Origin of the sequence: Phaeodactylibacter sp. (assembly GCF_040219495.1) — a bacterium.
Lineage (GTDB): Bacteria > Bacteroidota > Bacteroidia > Chitinophagales > Saprospiraceae > Phaeodactylibacter.
The window spans coordinates 32,297-53,590 of record NZ_JAVJSK010000090.1 but is presented as its reverse complement, the minus strand read 5'-3'; the positions used below and the strand labels follow the sequence as shown (position 1 = coordinate 53,590).

Annotated in this window: 13 protein-coding genes; 7 read left to right on the top strand and 6 right to left on the bottom strand. The window is 50.9% G+C overall.

What is annotated here, in order from left to right; all coding sequences use genetic code 11:
* Window positions 1–11 precede the first annotated feature (11 nt).
* Window positions 12–1,649, top strand: a complete 1,638-nt coding sequence (locus RIC19_RS13735; protein ID WP_350178904.1) for an arylsulfatase — start codon at window positions 12–14, stop codon at window positions 1,647–1,649.
* Between the two features lie 432 nt (window positions 1,650–2,081).
* Here RIC19_RS13735 and RIC19_RS13730 read toward each other — a convergent pair whose 3' ends face one another.
* From RIC19_RS13730 to RIC19_RS13705, 6 genes are all read right to left on the bottom strand, one after another.
* Window positions 2,082–2,759: a DUF5017 domain-containing protein gene (locus RIC19_RS13730; RefSeq protein WP_350178903.1), complete on the bottom strand. Its 678-nt coding sequence runs from the start codon at window positions 2,757–2,759 to the stop codon at window positions 2,082–2,084.
* 18 nt (window positions 2,760–2,777) lie between these two features.
* Window positions 2,778–4,367, bottom strand: a complete 1,590-nt coding sequence (locus RIC19_RS13725) for a RagB/SusD family nutrient uptake outer membrane protein (RefSeq protein WP_350178902.1) — start codon at window positions 4,365–4,367, stop codon at window positions 2,778–2,780.
* 20 nt (window positions 4,368–4,387) lie between these two features.
* Window positions 4,388–7,501, bottom strand: a complete 3,114-nt coding sequence (locus RIC19_RS13720; protein WP_350178901.1) for a SusC/RagA family TonB-linked outer membrane protein — start codon at window positions 7,499–7,501, stop codon at window positions 4,388–4,390.
* 190 nt (window positions 7,502–7,691) lie between these two features.
* Window positions 7,692–8,957 carry a T9SS type A sorting domain-containing protein gene (locus RIC19_RS13715; RefSeq protein WP_350178900.1) on the bottom strand — a complete coding sequence of 422 codons (1,266 nt, stop codon included), beginning with the start codon at window positions 8,955–8,957 and terminating at the stop codon, window positions 7,692–7,694.
* Between the two features lie 230 nt (window positions 8,958–9,187).
* Window positions 9,188–11,152, bottom strand: a complete 1,965-nt coding sequence (locus RIC19_RS13710) for a glycoside hydrolase family 97 protein (protein ID WP_350178898.1) — start codon at window positions 11,150–11,152, stop codon at window positions 9,188–9,190.
* Window positions 11,136–12,494, bottom strand: coding sequence for an MFS transporter (locus RIC19_RS13705; RefSeq protein WP_350178897.1), 1,359 nt, complete (start codon window positions 12,492–12,494; stop codon window positions 11,136–11,138). The genes RIC19_RS13710 and RIC19_RS13705 overlap by 17 nt, the downstream gene beginning before the upstream one ends.
* A gap of 186 nt (window positions 12,495–12,680) precedes the next feature.
* On the opposite strand from RIC19_RS13705, the gene RIC19_RS13700 reads away from it, so the two are divergent.
* Genes RIC19_RS13700 through RIC19_RS13675 form a run of 6 tightly spaced genes read left to right on the top strand, consistent with a single transcriptional unit; the run spans window position 12,681 to window position 21,279 of the window.
* Window positions 12,681–13,712, top strand: a complete 1,032-nt coding sequence (locus tag RIC19_RS13700) for a zinc-binding dehydrogenase (RefSeq protein ID WP_350178896.1) — start codon at window positions 12,681–12,683, stop codon at window positions 13,710–13,712.
* Window positions 13,709–14,776, top strand: a complete 1,068-nt coding sequence (locus RIC19_RS13695) for a Gfo/Idh/MocA family protein (RefSeq protein ID WP_350178895.1) — start codon at window positions 13,709–13,711, stop codon at window positions 14,774–14,776. The genes RIC19_RS13700 and RIC19_RS13695 overlap by 4 nt, the downstream gene beginning before the upstream one ends.
* Window positions 14,773–15,510, top strand: a complete 738-nt coding sequence (gene deoC, locus RIC19_RS13690) for a deoxyribose-phosphate aldolase (RefSeq protein ID WP_350178894.1) — start codon at window positions 14,773–14,775, stop codon at window positions 15,508–15,510. Before RIC19_RS13695 ends, deoC begins: the two co-directional genes overlap by 4 nt.
* A gap of 10 nt (window positions 15,511–15,520) precedes the next feature.
* Window positions 15,521–17,905: a glycoside hydrolase family 94 protein gene (locus RIC19_RS13685; protein WP_350178893.1), complete on the top strand. Its 2,385-nt coding sequence runs from the start codon at window positions 15,521–15,523 to the stop codon at window positions 17,903–17,905.
* Window positions 17,906–17,914: 9 nt separating this feature from the next.
* Window positions 17,915–19,618 carry a sulfatase family protein gene (locus tag RIC19_RS13680; RefSeq protein ID WP_350178892.1) on the top strand — a complete coding sequence of 568 codons (1,704 nt, stop codon included), beginning with the start codon at window positions 17,915–17,917 and terminating at the stop codon, window positions 19,616–19,618.
* Window positions 19,619–19,620: 2 nt separating this feature from the next.
* The gene (locus tag RIC19_RS13675; RefSeq protein WP_350178891.1) at window positions 19,621–21,279 is read left to right on the top strand and encodes a sulfatase family protein; all 1,659 of its coding nucleotides are present in this window, start codon (window positions 19,621–19,623) and stop codon (window positions 21,277–21,279) included.
* Window positions 21,280–21,294: the final 15 nt, after the last annotated feature.

Genomic DNA, 21,294 nt, shown 5'->3' with positions numbered 1-21,294 from the left:
CCATAACCGGAATGAAAAAAATCATCTATTTGGGATTACTGCTACTTGCAGGGGCTTGTGCGCCTGAACAGCCTTCAGATCAGCCAGGAGCTACAGATAAGCCAAATATAATCATCATTCTTGCTGATGACATGGGCTATTCAGACGTTGGCTGTTTTGGTTCGGAAATCAACACCCCATACTTAGACAAGCTTGCCCGGGAAGGTTTGACGATGACTCATTTTTATAACGCAGGCCGGTGTTGCCCATCACGGGCTTCGTTGCTCTCAGGCCTGTATCCACACAAAGCTGGGATTGGTGGTATGACTGATCAGAACGTTGAACTAGCTTCCTATCAAGGGTACTTTAAAAATAGTGTAGTCACCATAGCGGATGTGCTAAAGGCCCAGGGGTGCCAAACTTATACGAGTGGGAAATGGCACGTCGGGTACCGAGAACAGCACTGGCCGCTTAACCATGGCTTTGATCATTGCTACAGTTTTATTCACGGAGCTTCCAGCTACTTTGATTTTTTGCCCTACCGGAATGCAGACTGGCCCCACAGCGACGGGAACCTGACTTGGGTAAGGGACAATCAGGAACTGGATTCACCGGACACTTTGATTTACACCACCGATTTGTATACGGATGAAGCCATCCGGCTGATCAATCGTTCCGAAAATGAGGATACTCCCTTCTTTCTATATCTTGCCTACAATGCACCGCACTGGCCGCTGCATGCCCTCCCTGAGGATATAGCTAAATACAAAGGCGTTTATGACATAGGCTATGACAGCATAAGACTAAAGAGATACCGGAAAATGGTACAGCTGGGCATCCTACCTACGGTTGACACCCTATCCAACGGATATGGTGAGACCCGATGGGACGATTTGGATGAATCAACGAAACAGGACTATGCCAGCAAAATGGAAGTTTATGCCGCAATGGTGGATAGAATGGATCAGAATATTGGGCGTCTTGTCAAAAACCTGGAACAAACCGGGAAGAAAGATAACACTTTGATCATTTTTCTATCGGACAATGGTGGAGCCAGAACAGGCAAAATCCCTTATCTCGCCGACCGGTTTTTAGATTCTGCAAAAGTAGGCACACCATCAAGTTTCGAAGGATATGGAGTGAATTGGGCTAATGTGAGCAACGTTCCTTTCCGGCGGTTCAAGGCAGAAATGTACGAGGGAGGCATAGCCACCCCATTCATTGCCTGGTACCCCGAGCTTATAAAGCGCCCGGTGATAAGCCACGAGCCTGCACACCTTGTGGATTTATTACCTACACTTTTGGAACTCGCCGGTGGCGAATATCCGGCTCAGCACAATGGAGAAGCGACTCAGGCGCTGGATGGGCAAAGCGTTCTGCCACTATTCTCCGGTCAGGAAATCGTTAGGGAAAGCCCCTTGTTTTTTGAGCACTATGGCGGAAAAGCGATAAGAAGGGGGGACTGGAAATTGGTAAAACTAAAATCTGGCGAATGGGAGCTGTTCAACATGGTGCATGACAGAAGTGAGCTTCATAACCTGGTGGATTCATTGCCTGAAATGGCAATCGATTTGAAAACCGAATATAAGGCGATTGCAGAACGAGTAGGCGCGTTCGATAGTGAGTACGTAAAATCTAAAACCATTCCCTACAAAAAGGCAGCACAGTAGAGGGTTGGTTTCTGGGTGAATTTAGCGTTCCAAAGAGGGGTAAATGTACCAGAAATGAGGGGCAATCAAAATAGCCTACTATTTTTTGAATATACTGGGCGAAGCACTTTCCGATACCCTCTATCTTTAGTACATGAAGAATGAGAAGAGGACCTATCGGAAGCTGCTTGTTTGGCAAGTATTGGAAGTTTTCTTCCTGTTCTTCCTTGTTTTCCTGGTTTACCTTTTACTTAATATCCTTCTGTAAACCCGTCTCCCCCAATAACCTTTGATCGCCCACATACGCTCAGGCAGACAAGTGCCCTTTCGCTGCATAATTTCACCGTATGCCCTTTTCCAGTTTCCTGCAAAACCAATGTGGGCCTCTGCCAATAAAAAAGCCGCCTGGTTCCCCAGACGGCTACAATTTTGACTATCTATAAAACTTAAATTTTATCGTTGCACGACGATAGACCACTCTTGTACTGCACCTCCGACTGCCTCCACATTGAACGTCTGGCTTCCGGAAGAGAAGTCAACAGGGGAGTTGTTTTGGAATACTTCTCCATTGTACCGTAGCGTAGACAATTGAGACGATAGTACGATATTGGTGGTCAGTGCTGCCAACTGACTATCTGTAGCGTCGGCTTCCGGAATATTCACGGTTACCGTATGGTCTTCCGTAGAAACAACCCCCTCGAACACTTTACCAAACAGGCCAGGTGTTTTCAAAGTGGCGCTGCTTATATTGATGTTGTTGTCAGAAATATCAATAGTGAATTCGAAGATTTGCTCTTCTGTGTCTGTCCCCCAGTTACCGTGTGAGGTGGCCACAAAAACCGCATTGACCGTACCGTTGAAATTACGGTAGATAAAGGACAAAGAAGGCTCATCAGCCAGCATATTGACCTCCCGGGTATTTGCATTAGGGTAGTCTTCAAATCTACTGCCCTCCAGACCGCTGTAAAAGACCAGGAAGTCTGCATCGCCCTGTATGTCGAATTCAATGGGTTGCCCTGCATCCACACTCGTTGCAGAAGGCGTAATGGTAAGGCCAAGTACCGGGTCTTCTTTTACGCAGCTCGACAGGATGAACCCGAAAGCGATTAAGATGAAAAAAGAATATTTCATGGTGTCAGTTTTTTTCGGTTAAAGCCATTTTGGATTCTGCTGCATCACACCGTAATGCCGGTTGATTTCGCCAAGTGGAAGTGGAAAACAGACATGCCGCGGCTGGAAGTTAGGTTTCAACTGCTGAACATCCTCCAGGGTCATCCAACCGTCCTTATACCAACGGGTAAGGTCCCAGAACCGAACATGCTCACCAGCCAGTTCAATATCCCGTTCGTGGATGATAGCTTCCCGGCTCAGTACGTTCAGGGGCTCGAGGCCGGCCCGTTCCCGGACCTGATTGAGTGCGGTTAGCGCACTGGCGTCCCCAAAGTTATTGGTCGCTCTGACCTGCGCTTCTGCGTACATCAGCAGAACATCGGCGTAACGCATCAACCGCCAGTTATTGGGATCCACAAATGGAGCATTGGGGTCGGTGAAAGTGGTATGGAAAGGGTACAAGTGCTTTCTGACCCCTTTCTGCGAACCCATAGAAGAGTTCAGGTCACCGACTTCAAATACTTCGTCGAACAGCGGATTATCCGGACGGAAATCCAGCGGATCGCCTGGTTCGATATAAAAGGCATAGTAGCGGGGGTCAAGTTCCAAACCAGCAGGGTGATTGGAAGGCTGCTCAAACTCATTGGGGAAGATCTTATCTTCTGCGGCGATATTGCCAAAGCCCCCAGTGATGGCCGAGTAGCCATGAAACCAGGTCATGTGGCTTCCGGTACTCCGGCGAAGCGGCAGGAACTCACTCGAACGCGCGCCCTCGTTATGGGCGGATGAGTAGTTGATTTCATAAATGGATTCCGAGTTGAACTCTGAAGGGTAAACCTTGCCATTGTTTGGCATGTCTATCGGGGTGAAATTAGACAGGTATGCGTAAATGTAGTCCAGGGAGTCCGTACCCTGAGGCATATTCAGACTATACACATTCAGGTCAATGACCTCCTTGAGTGCAGCCGCCGCTTCGGTAAATTGCGCCTGATACAAATAATTGCGCCCCAGGAACGAGAGTGCAGCTCCTTTGGTGGCCCTGCCTAATTCTGAACCTGCCCATACCTTAGGCAGAAGGCCTGAGGCGAGCTCGAACTCCTGACGGGCAAAGTCAAAGATTTCCTCCTGTGTCGCGTTGGGGTAGCCAACCCGGGGGTCTTCCGGTGGTTCGGTGAGCAGAGGGGGCACTTCATACCAAACAGCGAGGAAGTGGTAATACATACCTCTCAGAAAGTGCGCCTCTCCGAGCATGCTCTGTCTGCGCTCATCACTGACATCAATATCTTCCGTAAACTTCTGCAAAAACAGATTGGTACGGAATACCCCGCGCATCAGCGCAGCATAAATGTTCGAAATATCGCCATTAGTGGGGTCGTATTGCAATGCGCTAATGCCGACCTGCTCGTGCAAAACCCGGTCGTCCATAGCAAACATGAGTTTGTGCATACGGCCCGATGTTTGGGCATGCCCCATTGGCATATAACAGGTGATTAGGAGGTCTTCAAAGTCTGCTTCAGTCTGATAGAAGCTGGACTCCGAAAGGCTATTAAGGTTAGTGACCTCAAGAAAGTCCTCAGAACAGCCCAGTAAGAAAAAGGCTGTGAATAAGGTTATGATTATATTACGCATGATTGTTAGCTTTTTGGTGATTAGAAAGAGACAGATAGCCCACCCTGATAAAACCGGGGCACCGGATAAGTGCCATCGTCAATCGCACCAAATGCACTGGTGGATGAAATTTCAGGATCGTACCCGGAGTAGTCTGTAAAGGTGAGGAGGTTCTCTCCACCAATGAAAATCCGTAGCGCATTGATCCCAATTCTATCCAAAATATTACCAGGCAGACTGTAACCAATCTGCAGGTTACGGACCCGCAAAAACGAAGCGTCCTCAATCCACCAGGTGGAAATCCGGTCGTTGTCGTTGAAGTCACCAAGCCCAATCCGCGTTTGATTGGTTACCGGATTTTCCGGTGTCCAGTAGTCTTGTACTACACGCAGCTTGTTTTCATCCTTTGAGGTTTCGTTACCGCTGGCCAATCCGGCACGCGACCGGTAGCGGTTGTATATATCTATATTTTGTACGCCCTGTAGTAGCAGGTTCAGGTCAAAGCTTTTGTAACGGACATCAAAGGTGAAGCCGTAGGTGAAGTCAGGAATGACCTTGCCGATAATCGTTTGGTCGGTGGCGTTGACCTTACCGTCATTATTCAGATCCTTAAACTTGATATCTCCAGGTGACATGAAGTCTGTCTGATAGGGTACCAGTGGATTAAAGCTGCCATCTTCGTTTTGAATAGGGTTGCCGTTTCCATCGAGTTCGAAATCCGACTCTTGCAGAATGCGTTCTGCTACGTAGCCAAAGTAAGACCCAATAGAGTGCCCTTCTACAGCAAGGTTGGTGCCGTCGCTGTTAAAAATCCGGTTGGAAGGTAGAAACTCAACGGTATTTCTGACCGTAGTCAGGTTGGCAGCAACCATGAACTTCACAGGGTTCTCATAGTTTCGGTAGCTGAGGCTAAACTCGAATCCAGAGTTTTGGATGTCTCCAAGATTAACTAATGGTGGCTGTGCATCACCGGAAAGCCCGTAGACGAGCTGCAACGGCAGGTTGGTGATCAGGTCGTTTTGGTTTTTGACATAGTATTCAGCATAGAATTCCACCTTCCCATTGAAGCCGGTAAAGTCAATGCCGTAGTTAATCATCTCTGAACTTTCCCAACGTAGTTCCGGAGAGCCAAAAGTATAAAATGGCGCGGCCCCGAAGACGGCCCGGTCTGTTTGGCCGAGTGTGTAAACGTGCTCCGGATAAGTGCTAATGAAGGTCTCATAAAGGAAGTTCCGGTCGGGCTCGTTCCCGTTGAAACCATAGCCAAAGCGGAGCTTCAGCATATCCATCCAGCCATAACGTGGGCCGTTGAAAAGGTCTTCGCTAATCTTCCACCCCACCGAAAACGAAGGAAAAGTACCGTACCGGTTGTTTGGTCCAAACCGGGAAGAGCCATCACGCCGGATCGTACCGACGAAAAGGTATTTATTGGCGTACTCGTAGTTGACGCGGCCAAAGTAAGACTCGCCCGTCCGCTCTCCAATGCCCTGAGCGGAGGTAATCAGCTCCGGGTTGCCGCCACCAATGGTTTGCAGGCTTTCCCAACGAAAATCCGAAGCGGTTGCAGTTATCGAATTGCCAATGTCTTTTTCCGCAGTATGCCCCGCCATTAGCCCAAAGCTATGACTGCCAAACTCGCGGTTATAGCGAAGGATTTTATCAAACTGCCAGCGGCGGGCGTAGTTGTCAGACTCCGAGAGGGTAGCCGTTGGGTTACTGCGCTGCACCAGCTCATACCGGGGCGACCAGTTGGTTGTCCGCCGGTTGAAATAGTTTACCCCCAGTACGGTCCGGAAGGTCAACCCCGGAAGGAGGTCGATTTCTCCGTAAAGGTTACCAAAGATGTTATTTTCGTTAAAGAAGCGCTCATTTAGCTCCAGCTCTGCAACCGGATTCGTCCGGTCGTTGATGCCTGTAAATACAGGGTCCGGACCCTGGTAACCTCCTTTGGCGTCTTCATTAAATACAGGAAGAAGTGGGGAGGTAACTGCCGCAGTCAGGTATGGAGTATTGGCTTCTCTACGGCCATTTTTGACGGTGAAGGCAAGGTTTTCTCCTATCCGGATCCTTTTGCCAATCTTATGTTCACTGTTGATCCTTACGTTATACAGGTCTTGGTAGGAAGTTTTCAGGATTCCATCTTCCGTCACGTAGTTGAGCGAGATCATATAAGTAGACTTCTCATTGCCACCGTTCAGACTGAGGTAATGGTTTTGTTTGAGCGCTAAATCATTGGTGATGAGGTTTTGCCAGTCGGTATCGGTCTGCCCGTTTTCTGTCCAAACAGCATCAGTGTAGGCGGCTGGGAATACCCGCTGATCATTTGGGTAAGTCGCATTATGCTCCTCGTATACCTTTTCGTAAAAATCGCGGTATTCATCTGCATTCATAATATCCTGACGGCGGGGCAGGGTGGAAACCCCAAAAAGGTTGTTATATTGTACGCTCAGGCGCCCCTCTTCGCCCGTTTTGGTTTTGACCAGGATGACCCCGTTTGAAGAACGCGCACCGTAAATGGCGGCAGAGGCGGCATCTTTGAGGACGGAGACAGACTCTATGTCCTGAGGGTTAAGGTTGTTTAGGGCGCCAATTGAGGAAATGATCCCGTCGATTACCACAATAGGCTGGGCGCTGTTGTTGATAGAGCCTACACCACGTACCCTTATTGAAGGGCTTGAGCCCGGACTGCCGGAGGTAGAACTGATGTTTACCCCAGGGGTCCGTCCCTGCAAAGCAAGGGCAGTCGACGTGGCATTAGCTTCTTTAAGGTCTTCAGCTGAGACAAGGGAAACCGCACCAGTCACATTCTGTTTCTTCTGAGTGCCGTACCCTATAACCACCACTTCTTCAATCGTTTCTGCCTGAGTGGCTAATGTAATATCTATGGTCTTTTGGGAGCCCACAACCATTTCGGTAGGCTCGTAGCCAATGTATGTAAAAGTAAGGATGCTTTCTTTTGACGGCACATTAAGCTCGTAGACGCCATCGTAATCAGTAATGGTGCCGGTGGAAGAGCCTTTGACCAATACATTTACACCAATAAGTGGTTCGCCGGTGGTGGCATCGGTTACTTTTCCCGACACATCAATTTGAGTGTAGCCGAATAGAGGCGGGAAAAGCAGTAGTGCGACCAGCCGGATGAAAGAAGGTTTCATAGAGGCCAGGTTTTAGTTGGTGACACCTCCGGAGCATTAAGCCCTGTCATGAGCTCTTATGCACGAGGCGGAAAATAAATAGCCTGGCTCCTTGCAATTTGCCTGTTCAACAGGCAGTATTGGCAAACAGCCAGGCATTCGTTCATTACAAAACTACGGTCATTCAATAACCAAAACGAACCGTACTATTTTAGTTGATGGACTTGACAAACTTGACAAGACTGCGATTGCCTTCGTTGTCATGAATGTCAGCTACATAAAATCCAGCATTCAGAAAGGACAGGTCCATAGTGGCTTGCCCCTTGAACGTACGTACCAATACGCCATTCACATTGTAAATATCAACTGTTTGCTTACCCTCTCCGTTGACAACCGTCAGGCTGCTGCTGGAATAGAATGCTTCGAATGCATTATTCACGGCTTCATAGGTGCTGGTAGATTCCACCAACTCAGCTATGGCACCGTAGTAAGCAATAGCCCAGTAGGCATTGTTGTTATCCGTTGATCCCCAAACATCGTAACGGTGGATTACCGGATTGCCGTCAGAATCTTCAACCGTGAAATTATCGCTGTCCCAGTCATTTACTTTCGGTGCGATACTCATCTGATCCCCAATATTTTCCAGCTTAGCGCTCATAGAGCTCCATGGAATAACCACCAGGAAATAATAGCCGTCAGCTTTTGGCTCATACAGGGTCTGCAATGCGGAAGCCGTCAGACCACCGGCAACATCACCCAGGGTATCGAGGTTCGGTCCCTTCATGGTGTAAGTGGGGGCTGCAGCAAACACTTCTGCACTTGTAGTCAGAGGGATATCACACTTGTAGGCTCCGGCTTCTGTCCAAGTACCATAAAGAGACATATCGACATAAACATCACCAGGAATAACCGTACCCCATGGCTGAGGCTCACCAGCTGCACCATTCCAACCCCATACGTGGGAAGACTCTTCCGCCCACCAATGACCAGAACCGGTACGGGACATATCCGGGTGAATTTCACGGCCCGGATCGTACTGCCCGGCATAGGGAGCAAAACCCAACTCAATAAAGTCGCCGGCACCAACCATAGGAGAAACCTCGTCATCAACAACGTTGTAAAGCACATAGAGCGCCTGATCACCCGACATCAGGGTGTAGCGAGCTGTAAAATCTTCAGGAGACTGCGGGGGTACGTCCACAGTCACTTCTTCGCCAGAAGACCAGTCGTCTGCCGTTTGGTTGATCCAACCTTCCATCGGGAAAGTCAGCTCTTCCGGAACCGTATTCCAGAGGTCATCAAGTGAATTCTGACTCGTTGCAAACTCGTCTGTCACTTTCTGTACCTGAACGGTTTGGCGTGGATAGGGATTATCGGCGTAATCTAATGGCAGAAACATCCACCAGGAGTAGCCAATCTGTGCGAAGCTCATCGTGCTGATGAATATCAGCATTGCAAGCGTGTAAAGTTTTTTCATTGGATAAAAATTTGTTTTTCAAATTTGGAACATCACAAATCTATTCCCAACCCCTTGTTTTAGAGTATAGTATTTTCCAAAAGGGGTTTGCTATTTTCGCAATGCGAGAATCGTTTATTTAAAGTATTGATTATCATAACCTTGGAGTTTAAGGTGTCCTTTTATTACCCGCCGTTGTCTACACCGTGTTAAAATAGTATCCCTTGTTTTGGCTTCAAATTCCTTTACCGTCAGGGCTGCTGATTGGTAGCGCAACCTACAAAACCTCCAAAGGCAGGAAGCGTGATCCGGACAGCCCTTTGATCTATTGCTATTGTCTTTTGGGACAAGGCAGGACTGCTACCAGGCCGTTGGTCCTGAATAATCTCCAGCCGGCTGCCCGTTGGCAGCAGGGCATTCAAGTCCAGTACAACCGATTGTTGCTGAGCCTGGCCATTGATACCGCCCAAATACCAGATCTGCCCCTTGCGGCGGGCTACGATGGCGTATTGTCCGGGATAGCCTGCCAGCAACCTCGTTTCTTCCCAGGTAGCTGGTAAGTCACGTAGCCAGTTCACGGCATAGTCCGGAAGGCCAATGATTTTTTCGGGCGTATCAGTATAATGAATGATCCCAGACTCTAAAACCAGGGGCAGAGCCAGCTCAAAGCCGTAAGTGGTTTTGTGCGGGTGGGTATTATCACTAAAGCCTCCGGGCGTATAATCAGTCGGGCCCACGACGCCCCGGGTAAAAGGCAACATTGCCAGGTGGGCTGGCGCGCGTTCCGGATAGCTGGCATCAAATTTATAGCATTCACCTCCGCGCACGGCTTCCATAGTGAGCAGATTGGGGTAGGTACGGCGCCAGCCTTTTGGCAGGGTACAACCGTGGAAATTCACGATTAGCTCAAAGTCGGCTGCATCTTCCAGAATACCAATGTATTGCTTGATAAGCTCCTGTTTGTCGGATTGGAAAAAGTCGACTTTTATACCTTTGATACCGAGTTTTTGAAGCTTGGCAAACTCCGCCCGCCTGCTGTCTCTGAGATGCATGCGGTCACGGGGCGCTTCTTCCACCGAATTGTGGGGCCCACCGGAATTGTACCACACTAACAGGTCAACCCCCTTAGTTTTGGCATAATCCGCCAGTTGGGCCAGGTCGCCATTTTGCATCCGGTCCCAGTTGGCATCCACCAGGCTGTAGCGCCACCCCATTTCTGCCGCAAAATCCACATAGGGCACCAGCTGATCGTAATCCTGAGGGCTGTCGCTATACGCCCACCAGCTCCAGGTCGAACGGCCGGGCTTGATCCAGTCGGTATCCTCCAGTTTATTGGGTTCAGCCAATTCCGTGACCAGCTGTGAGGTGGATAGCCGCTCCAGAGAGGAATCAACCAGAATAAACCGCCAGGGCGTAGACCAAGGTAGGGTAGAGGATTGCTGTGCGCTGTGCAGCCCGTAGGCTTCCTCTTCTTCCGCAAATACGATCTTGTATTCTTCTTTGTCTGAAATACTGAGATGGCTGCCACCGTAAGAACCATCGAATCCAGCTTCCGAAATCAGGAGCCAGTGCCCATTCGTTTCGAATAGCATGGGAAAAGCCCATCCATTCTTATTCCAGGGGGCAGGTGTACCGGAATCCATCGGACCGGAAAAATAAGTTTCATAAGCCGGATTCCATTTAGTGATGGTATCATAAGGATGGCCCCATGCTTTACCTTCTGCCACTGCAAAAGTGGTGTGCTCTGCTGAAACGGTTCTTACCTCAGTATCCGTATCAGGAAAGACATATCGAAAGGCTACGCCCTCGTCATAGGCCCGAAAAACCAGGTTTAGGGGTTGACCGGAAGCGTTTTCCAGCTCAATGATTTGTTCCTTGTACCGGTGTTCGGGGGTCAGGTTGGGGCCTGATACCAGCGTGTAGGTAGAAGTCTTTACGCTTGATGTTTGGACGGAACGCTGTTGCAGCCCTTTCGAAAAATCACCATCATCGCGGACCAGCCCTAATGCGGAAGGCTTTAGCAGTGTACGAACCTGATCGCCACTACCGGATAATAAGGTATAGGAAAGCTGCCCGGCATCATCGAGCGCCACTTGTACCTGATAGGCTTCATTGGGAGGGTAAAGCGTCCATGGCCCGTCATTGGATTGGCATTGCCAAAGGGCGAAAGCCAGGAAAAGGGCCAGCAGGAATGGGTGTTTAAAGGTTTGCTTCATGAGTTGTTTGCGATTTACGGCGGGCCTCAAGACCCTGAGCGATTTCTTTAAGCTTCGTTTCGTTAAGGTTGTAGAAAAAGAGCAAGAGTAACCCGGCAAATGCGATCAGCGCCGGCACGACTGTCATAGTCAGCTTGATGCCTTCGAGAGATTCCGGCGTTTGCTCCACATTGGCAACATAGCCAAACTGCCCGATAATGCCAAGCATGAGGGCCGCACCGATAGCCACACCGGTTTTTTGAGCCATCGTCGCTGCAGAATAGACCAACCCGGTCGCCCTTCGCCCGTTTTTCCACTCTGAGTAATCGGCGGTGTCGGCCAGCATCGCCCACAGCAGTGGCATTGTAGGCCCTGAGGCCAGGGAAAAAACGATCTGTGTTGCAAAAATCAATACCAGGTCTTCCGGCCGGGCAAAGTAGTTGACCGTCAGGGACCCGACGATCAATGCGAGCACGATGATAAAGAGATTGCGTTTCCCTATCTTTTTGGACAGGTACTTGGTGGGCAATACGCCCAATAGCACGGCCACCGTACCTGATACCATAAAGATGCTGGCCAAGTCCTTGCGCCCCACGTAGTATTCGAAGTAATACATGACAGAGGCGCTGCGAGTACCAATATAGATCAGGAAGATTATGGAACTGGCAAAGAGGATTAGCCAGGGCCGGTTGGTAAAGATATCGTTCAGGTCTGCCTTCAGCGAGGAAGTGATGGTGGGGTCTGGTTTTATGCGCTCCCGGGTGCTGCGGAATGCAACAAACAAAGCGACTACAGATATCGCCGCCAGCCCGGTCATCGCCAGCTGATAGCCTCTGGCTTCGTTCCCTGCACCGAGCTTTTCCACTGCTGGGATGAGCAGCCCCTGTACGACAAGCCCGGCCCCGTAGGCGAATACGAACTTATAGGAGGCGATACTTGTGCGTTCTTCCGGATTTGTGCTAATGACCCCAACCAGTGCATTGAAGGGCACCATGACCAGGGTATAAAAAACCAGTAACAGGAAGTAAGTTACATAGGCGTAGGTCAGCTTTCCGGCATCGCTCATATCTGGTGTAGTGAACATAAGCACGGTGGTAATGCCCAGCGGGAATGCCCCCCATAGTAAATAAGGCCGGAACTTGCCCCAGCGCGAATGGGTACGGTCCGCGATAGCCCCAATGATGGGGTCGTTCAGGGCATCAAAAATCCGCACAACCACAAAAAGCGTTGCCGTCGCCGTGGCCGGCAACAGAAATACATCCGTATAAAAAGCGGGGAGGAAGAACATCATCGTCTGCCATAGGCTGCTACCGGCGAACTCGCCGAAACTGTAGCCTAGTTTTTCCTTTATCGATAGCTTCATGGTATTAAGTTGGTTAATCTGTCGAAAATTAGGCAGGAACGATAAGACGTGAGGGGGCTATATTCCAGAAAGAGTAAGCTATTTTCAAAAAGAGGGCTGTAAAATAATAAACCAATTTTCAAAAATACAAGACCCCCGCAGCGAGAAGGGATGCTACCTTACCGATTTGATGAAAAGGCTGAGGAAATGGAAAGAAGACAAATATGGGTCCGGGAAATCAATCAGGTGGATTGTGTTCACGTACACTGGGCACCGGGTGGTCTCCTGCCACATGAAATACTGGTCAGAAACCAGTGCTCACACATCAGTGCAGGGACGGAACTGGCCTGTATCGCCGGAGAGGAGTCTTTTTTCAGTATCCCGGATACACCGGGGTATACTTCGGTTGGTATAGTGGAAGAAATTGGTGCAGCGATAAATACTTTCCAAAAGGGCGACCGGGTTTACACCTACGGGCCACACGCCGCCTACTTCAAGATTGACACTACTGACCGGTGGCATGGGGTTTGCGTGCCCGTCCCCGAAGGTGTGACCAATGAAACGGCCGCTTTTACGCACATGGCGACCATCGCTCTTACGGCCATCCGCCAATCGAATATTGAGCTTGGTGACCGCGTTTTGGTGACGGGCCTTGGGGCTATCGGCAATCTGGCAGCGCAGTTGGCTCAGTTGCAGGGCGCGGAAGTACTTGCATTGGACCGAATCCCCAGTCGGGTAGAAGCAGCAAAGGCATCCGGAATAGCTGGCGCGGAAGTGGTCGGCCCCGGACCGGTTCCGGAAAGCCTGAGGCAAAAGCTAACAGACCAACCCCTTCAAGCCTTCATCGACGCAACCGGCGCAGCAGCGGTACTTGAAACCTATGTGCCTCTGCTTGGCCCTTCTGCACAAGTCATTGTCCTGGGCAGCCCACGCAGGCCTTATCAGGCCAACCTCACAGGTTTTCTTCAGCATTTTCATCTGCTGCCTGTGAATGCTGAACTCAGGGGCGCTTTAGAATTCATTTATCCGACGCATCCATCACCTTTTCATAAGCACTCCATTACCCGCAATGCCGAAATCATCCTCAACCTTATGCTGCAAAAACGCCTGCACACTGAACCCCTGCTGACTCAGGTGCTCAAACCGGAAAACGCAGCCGAAGGATATAAAGGGCTCCGGGAACGCCCGCAGGATTATCTGGGTGTACTTATAGACTGGACTCAAAACACAGACCAATGACAACAGAAAAACCCTTTCACATTGGTGTGATTGGTGCCGGGATGATTGCTGAAAACCATATCCAAAACCTGCAAAAGAGTAGCCGGGCAACAGTAAAGTGGATTGCTGCGACGACCAAAGAAAAAGCAGCATCAGTGGGGGGAGCTTATGATATCCCAAAACCTACTAACCGGTATCAGTATATGCTGGAAGACCCGGACCTTGATGCAGTCATCATCTGCACGCCTCCTTTCCTCCACGCTGAAATGGCAGCAGCTGCGCTCAGGGCCGGAAAGCACGTTTTGGTGGAAAAACCACTAACGCTGACCTATGAGGAAGCCACCGGTCTTTTGGAGCTCAAGCGCCAGTACCCGGACCTGATCGCCATAGACTGCTCCGCCCGTCACGCCCGACTGCACCCAAAATACCAAACCGTCAAGCGCTATATTGAGAGCGGTGCCCTGGGCGATATCTACTATGTCCATCACAATGCCGTAAGCCAGCAATCCCGCCCCGGTATCGAATACCACCCTTCCGCTAAATGGTTTTTGGATAAAGACAAAGCGGGGGGTGGCCCCCTCTTTGACTGGGGTGTCTACGACTTGTCTTTTCACCTGGGCGTACTCGGAGACCGGCACGAACTGCAGCGGGTGGATGCCATCCAAATAACAGCAGGGTTGGACAACCGCGATCCCGGAACGGATATTTACAACGTCGAAGAACACTTTTCCGCCAATCTGACTTTCTCGAATGGGCTACGTTACTACTGGGAACGTGCAGCCCATGCCAACATGCAGGTGTCAAATGAAACCCGGATTTACGGTACCCGGGGCGGGCTCAAGCTCGCTTTTTGTTCCTGGGATGCCCCGGAGCTGACCCTTTACGGGCTTAACGAATCCGGTGATGCTTTCCAGCAAAAGGAATCACTGGATTATCAGGATCAGGATGATGGCTATGCCATGGCCTTGCATTTTTTAGATTGTATGGAGGGCAAAACCAAGCCCATTCAACCCCTGGAGGTTGCTGCAAGGCATCTTCAGATTATTCACCAATGTTATCAAACCTATCAAAATCAATACGCATGAATTACACCGAAAAGGATATTGCTAAAATGATCGATCACTCCCTCCTGCATCCCACGATGAATGATGAGGTGCTGGAAGCCGGCTGTGCCCTGGCAAAGCAGTATGACGTGGCTTCGGTCTGCATAAAGCCCTATGCCGTAAAGCAGGCTGCGGAGTGGCTGAAGGGCTCTGATGTACTGGTAGGGACCGTCATCGGGTTCCCACACGGAAGCAACCTTACAGCTATCAAGGTGGCAGAAACAAATCAAGCCATAGCGGATGGAGCGGTGGAGATTGATATGGTGGTCAATATCGGCAAGGTGCTGAGCGAGGATTATGATTTTGTCAAAGCCGATATTAAAGCGGTATTTGATGCCTGTCAGGCCGGAGGGGCTATTTTGAAAGTCATTTTTGAGAACGACCATCTACCGGAAGACAAGTATAAAATCAAGCTTTGCAAAATCTGCAACGAGATTGGCGTTGACTTTGTCAAAACCTCTACGGGCTATGGCTTCTTCAAGCAGGAAGATGGCAGCTACACCTATAATGGCGCGACCGAACACGACCTTAAGCTGATGCGTGAACACTGCAATCCGGAGATTCAAGTTAAGGCTGCAGGAGGCGTACGTACCCTGGAAGATACCCTTAAGGTACGGGAACTGGGCGTGACTCGTATCGGAGCCACCGCAACAGAAGCCATCATCAATAAAATTCGTGGCAAAGCCACCGGAAGCGAAAGCCCGGCGGGCTACTAAAACTAAAAATATGCAATTCGGCTATTTTGACGATCAGCATAAAACCTATGTCATTACCCGCCCGGACACGCCCAAACCCTGGAGCAATTACCTGGGCGATACGCGTTACGGCGCCATCATTACCAATAATGCAGGAGGGTATTCCTTTTACCGGTCTGGTGGCAAGGGCCGCTTTGTGCGCATGCGTTTCAATTCGGTGCCTTTGGATCAGCCCGGGCGCTATCTCTACCTGCACGACCTGGATAGCAAGGATTACTGGAGTACTTCCTGGCAGCCGGTAGGGAAGCCGTTGGAGGCGTTCAAGTCGGTTTGCACGCATGGAATGGGCTTCACCCGCATAGACGCTGCCTATTCGGGGGTGAGCAGTAGCGTTACCTATTACGTTCCTTTGAATGCAGCCTATGAAGTCTGGCAGGTCCGGGTAAAAAATGACCGGCAGCAGCCCTGTCGGCTAAGGGCTTTTTCCTATCTGGAATACGCGGCCAACTGGAATGCCATCGACGACCTCTTAAACTTGCAGTACGTGCAGTATATCGCCCGGATGGAGGTGAAAGACGGCATTATTGATCACGGCACCAACGTCCATATCCCGGAAATGCCTGATGATTTTGATGAAAAAGATCAGGGAAGGCACACTTTTCAGGCTATGGCGGGACTGGACGTCAGTGGTTTCGATACCGACCGGGAAGCCTTTATTGGCCCTTACCGGACCTACGCTAACCCCATTGTGGTAGAACGCGGGCAATGTTCGGGTTCGCTGGGCTACGGAGACAACCCCTGTGGCGTGCTGTCTGGTGACCTAAATCTGGAGCCCGGAGAAGAGCGCACCTTTTGTATTCTGGTCGGTATTGGAAAAGCAGAAAAAGAAGGTCAGGCTTGTCGGGCACGCTACACAGAACCGGGACGGGTAGCACAAGAGCTCACTGAGCTGCAGGCACACTGGACGAATCAAATCTCCGGCTTCGAAGCCCAAACCCCCGATGCAGATCTCAACGCAACAATCAATACCTGGGGCATCTATAATGCTGTAGTGACGTTCAACTGGAGCCGGGCAGCCAGCCTCATTTACACCGGCATTGACCGGGACGGGCTGGGGTACCGGGACTCCGTTCAGGACCTCATGGGCATCATGCACGCCCTGCCCGATGCCGCCCGGGAAAGACTGGAATTGATGATCAGCGGGCAGGAATCCACCGGTGGGGCCAAGCCGGTCATCTATCCCATTACCCATAAGCCGGGTCAGGAGGTCCCAACACCGGAGTCGGAATACCGTTCCGATGACTGCCTGTGGCTGTTCAATGCCGTACCTGCCTATCTGAAGGAAACCGGCGATTTAGATTTTCTAAACAAGGTCATTCCCTACTCTGACGAAGGGGAAGGAACGGTTTTGGAGCACCTGCGCCGCGCCATACAGTTCAACCTGGACAGAACGGGCCAACACGGGCTCCCCTGTGGCTTAAAGGCAGACTGGAATGACTGTCTCCAATTTGGAGCTACCGGAGAGTCTGTTTTTGTGGCCATGCAACTGCGTTTGGCTTTGCAGGTCTATGCAGAATTGTCTGGATTGCAGCAGGCCTCAGAAGAAGTCGCCTGGGCAGAAAAGCAATTATCAATTTTAGATCAAAACCTACAGGCCCATACCTGGGACGGCAATTGGTTCCGTCGAGGCTTCCGTGCCGACGGCATGATATTCGGTTCAGCCGGGTCTGAAGAAGGGCAGTTGTTCCTCAATGCGCAGAGCTGGGCGGTGTTGAGCGGGGCAGCGACCCCCGAGCAAGCCCAAAAAGCAATGGATGCTGTGCATGAACGCCTGTTTACCCCATTTGGACATAAGGTCTGCACACCACCTTATACAAAATCCGACTACACGATCGTCCGGGCGCAGCTGATGAACCCCGGGCTGAAGGAAAACGGAGGAATCTTTATGCACCCACAGGGTTGGGCTGTAATGGCGGCGGCGATGTTGAGGCAAAATGACCGCGCCTATGCTTACCTGCGGGCTTTTTTGCCAGCCGCACAGAATGAAAAAGCGGAGATCCGGGAAATCGAGCCCTATGTATTATGCCAGAGTACACATGCAGCACCCAGCCCTAAAGCCGGGGTGTCCAGAATTCCGTGGCTGAGTGGCTCCGCTACCTGGATGTACTACGCGGCTACGCAATACATTTTGGGCATTCAGCCGGATTACCAGGGGCTGTACATTAAGCCTTGTTTGCCAAAGGACTGGAAAGAAGCCCGTGTGCAACGCCGTTTCCGGGGTAAAAACCTGGCTATCCGGTTTATCCGCTCCGAAGACAGAAAAGGTACAGTCAATTTGAATGGACAGGGCATGAAAGCCGGGTTTCTGCCTGAGGCTTTACTGAAAGAACAGAATACCGTTGAAGTCTACTTTTAATGCCCTCTTATGAAGCTACGTCTATATCACACTTGGTTGATCATCACTTCCGGCCTGCTGCTAACCTTTTCTTTTGTAGGATGCACAGCAGAGCCGGAAGTGCAATCGCCACCCAATATCGTGCTCATCATGGCTGACGATGTGGATTTCACCAATTTCTCCTGCTACGGGGGCAGTATCCCCACACCGGGTATCGATCAGCTGGCAGCAGAGGGCATGCGGTTTCAAAATGTACATACAACGGCTTCGGCATGTACACCAAGCCGCTTCAGTGTCATTACCGGGCTATACCCCGGGCGTTGTCAGGACCCTGATTTTCTGGAGGGCCAGCCACTGGATCAACCGTATACGATCACCTGGAATACACCAATTACACCCGCCAATACCACTCTGCACGAAGTGCTACAACCGGACTACTTCACGGGCTATGTAGGTAAATTTCATATTGGAGGCCTTCATGAGGATACCCCGGAGGCGAATCCAGATATCCCCCTTATCCCCGAAACGCTGGATTTAAACACTGAAGAAGCCGACCGCCTGCTGATGCAATATCAAAAGGTTTTACAAGAACAAGTCCGGGCACTGACCGGCGCTGACTATGCAGCTTCCATCCTTTGGGAGAACTCCGAAGAACTGCCGCACCCTGGCATCCGTCACCACCATCTGGAATGGATGCTGAACGGAGGCCTGGAATTCCTGGAAGCCACTTCTCGGCAGGAGCAACCGTTCTTTCTGCATTTCAATACTACCGCCCTGCACGGCCCCAACCACTACGAAGATCTGAAAAGGGATGCCCGGTTTTCGCCGGAAGGCCGGCTAGACCTTTCCAACCACCCCATGCCTGAACGGTCCTCTTACTTTCAGCAACTGGAAACGCTCGGACTACCGCATGGAGCGGGCGTACCAGACCACATCAATCATTACAATATCGGTACCCTCTACCTGGATGCACAAATTAAAGCGTTGCTTCAGGTATTGGAGGGAAAGGGGTTGAAAGACAATACGTTAATCATACTTACGGCCGACCATAACCTGGAACCCGGCAAGTCTACCGTTTACGAAAAGGGGCTCAGGGTGCCTTTTCTGGTACGCTGGCCAGGCAAGGTGGAGGCAGGCACGACCAATGATGACCTGATTAGCTTTGTTGACCTGTTGCCCACCCTCGCGGGCATCGCAAAGACCGATAATAACTTACCTCGAACCGATGGCGTGGACTGGTCGGGAGCGCTATTTGAAGGCAAAGCTTCGCCGAAACGCACCCACCTTTACTTTGAGGAAGGCTATACCCGTGCGGTTACGGACGGCCGGTGGAAGTACATCGCCATGCGCTTTCCCGACACCCTCATCGCTCAGCTGGAAAGCGGGGTACAAACCGGTATCACTCATCTGGGACAGCCCATTCATGCGTTCGGGTATATCGCTCAGGAATACCATCCGGGGTATTTTCACGCTGATCAGCTTTATGATTTAGAAGCGGATCCCTATGAGCAGCGAAATCTGGCCTCGCTGCCGACCTATGCGGATACGCTCGCGTCCCTCAGGGCAGTTCTGGCAGAACATGCTGCCACTTTTGACCACGCTTTCCCCATCCAGGATACCTCCTATGCCAAACGACCGGCTTACCAGGCGGCTGCCGCTGCGGTAAAGGCAAGGGGCTCCGGTTTTATCCCCTGGTGGAAGCGTGAATTGGAATATCCACCTGTAAAGCACTAAATATGGAAAGAAGATTGACATGGATTAAGCTATTTATGGGTTTGCTGATCATGATGCTGGGCTTCAGCTGTCAGGAAGAGCAACCGTCCCCGCCTAATATCGTCTTCATCTTTTCGGATGAATTGCAGTTGGAAGACCTGGGTTGCTACGGTGGGAGCATACCCACTCCAAATATTGACCGGCTTGCGGCGGAAGGGCTGCGTTTTACCAAGGCCTATACAGTTGCTTCCATGTGTACGCCCAGCCGGTATGCCTTACTGACCGGTCGGTATCCGGGCCGGTGCGCCCATCCTGCATTTTTGGAAGATACGCCAGCCGAAGCACCGTACAATGTGGGGTGGAACTCCTTTTTGGATGAAAACACCTATACCATTCCAAGAATGCTTTCCGGACAGGGCTATTTAACCGGAATGGCGGGGAAATGGCACCTCGGCCCTCATTACGATTCCGTGGAAGCTGAGGTGGCTGCCCTTAAAAATCTGGATACTCCTGGGGCTGATGCCGCACTGCGAAGGTTCCAGCGTTGGTGCCAGGAAGCTGTAAGGAAAGGCGGTGGTTTTGATGTCGCGAACAGTGTGATGTACAGCAACTTCGATAGCTTCCCGGCGGAGCAGCTCCACTATCATCATTTCCCCTGGATTACCGCCGGCGCAATATCCTTTTTGGAAAAGGCGGCTGTATCCGAAAAACCTTTCTTTCTAATGGTAACGCCAACGTCCCTGCATGGCCCCCACCATGCAGCAGGACTGAACCGCGATTATCAATACACTCCCGAAGGACGTAGGCCTGAGGTTCGTGCCTACAACTTAGATACTAAAGCACTCCGGCAAGTTATCGACACCATGGCTTCTCCAATGGCTCACAGGACTGCCGGGCTGGCCTTCCTTGACCATCAGGTGGGGCAAATTCTGGAATGGCTGGAGCAAAAAGGACTGGAAGAAGAGACCCTTATTGTCTTTGTACCTGACCATAATACAGAGCCTGCCAAAGCCACCTGCTACGAAAAAGGCATCCACATCCCGATGATTGTCCGCTGGCCGGGGCAGGTGCCTGCAGGCGCCACTACGGATGCACAGGTACAGCTTACTGACTGGATGAGCACACTGGCAGAAATTGTGGGTGCGCCTCCAGCTTCACCGGACAGTAAGAGCTTTCTGACGGTCCTTAAGGAGCCCGAAACAGAGGGCCGTACCTACACTTTCGCAGAATCTGGTTACACCCGTTCTGTAAGTGACGGGCGCTACAAATACATTGCCTTTCGCTACCCGGACAGCCTGCTGCAGCAAATGAAAAACGGGACGCTGGAGTACGCACCTAATGTCTTCGGGCAATACTGGCAGGGGCAATCCATCATTGCCGCCCGGTTTTATCCGCACTACTTTGATGCCAATCAATTGTATGACCTGGAAAACGCCCCCTACGAGCAATATAACCTTGCTAATGATCCGGCTTATGCGGACGCATTGGTCAGGATGAAGACGACATTACAACGGCACCTTTCGGATTTTCAGCGCCCTTTCCCAATGGCTTATGACGCGTTCAGAGATGGCGAAGCTTTCGACCGCCTGAAGAAAGCGACGCTACGGCTGGATCCTAATTCCATCCCCTGGTACAAACGGGACTGGGGAGAAATCGAATGGCCTCCGCCAACGCAACATTAATCCGAAAGGCAAAAA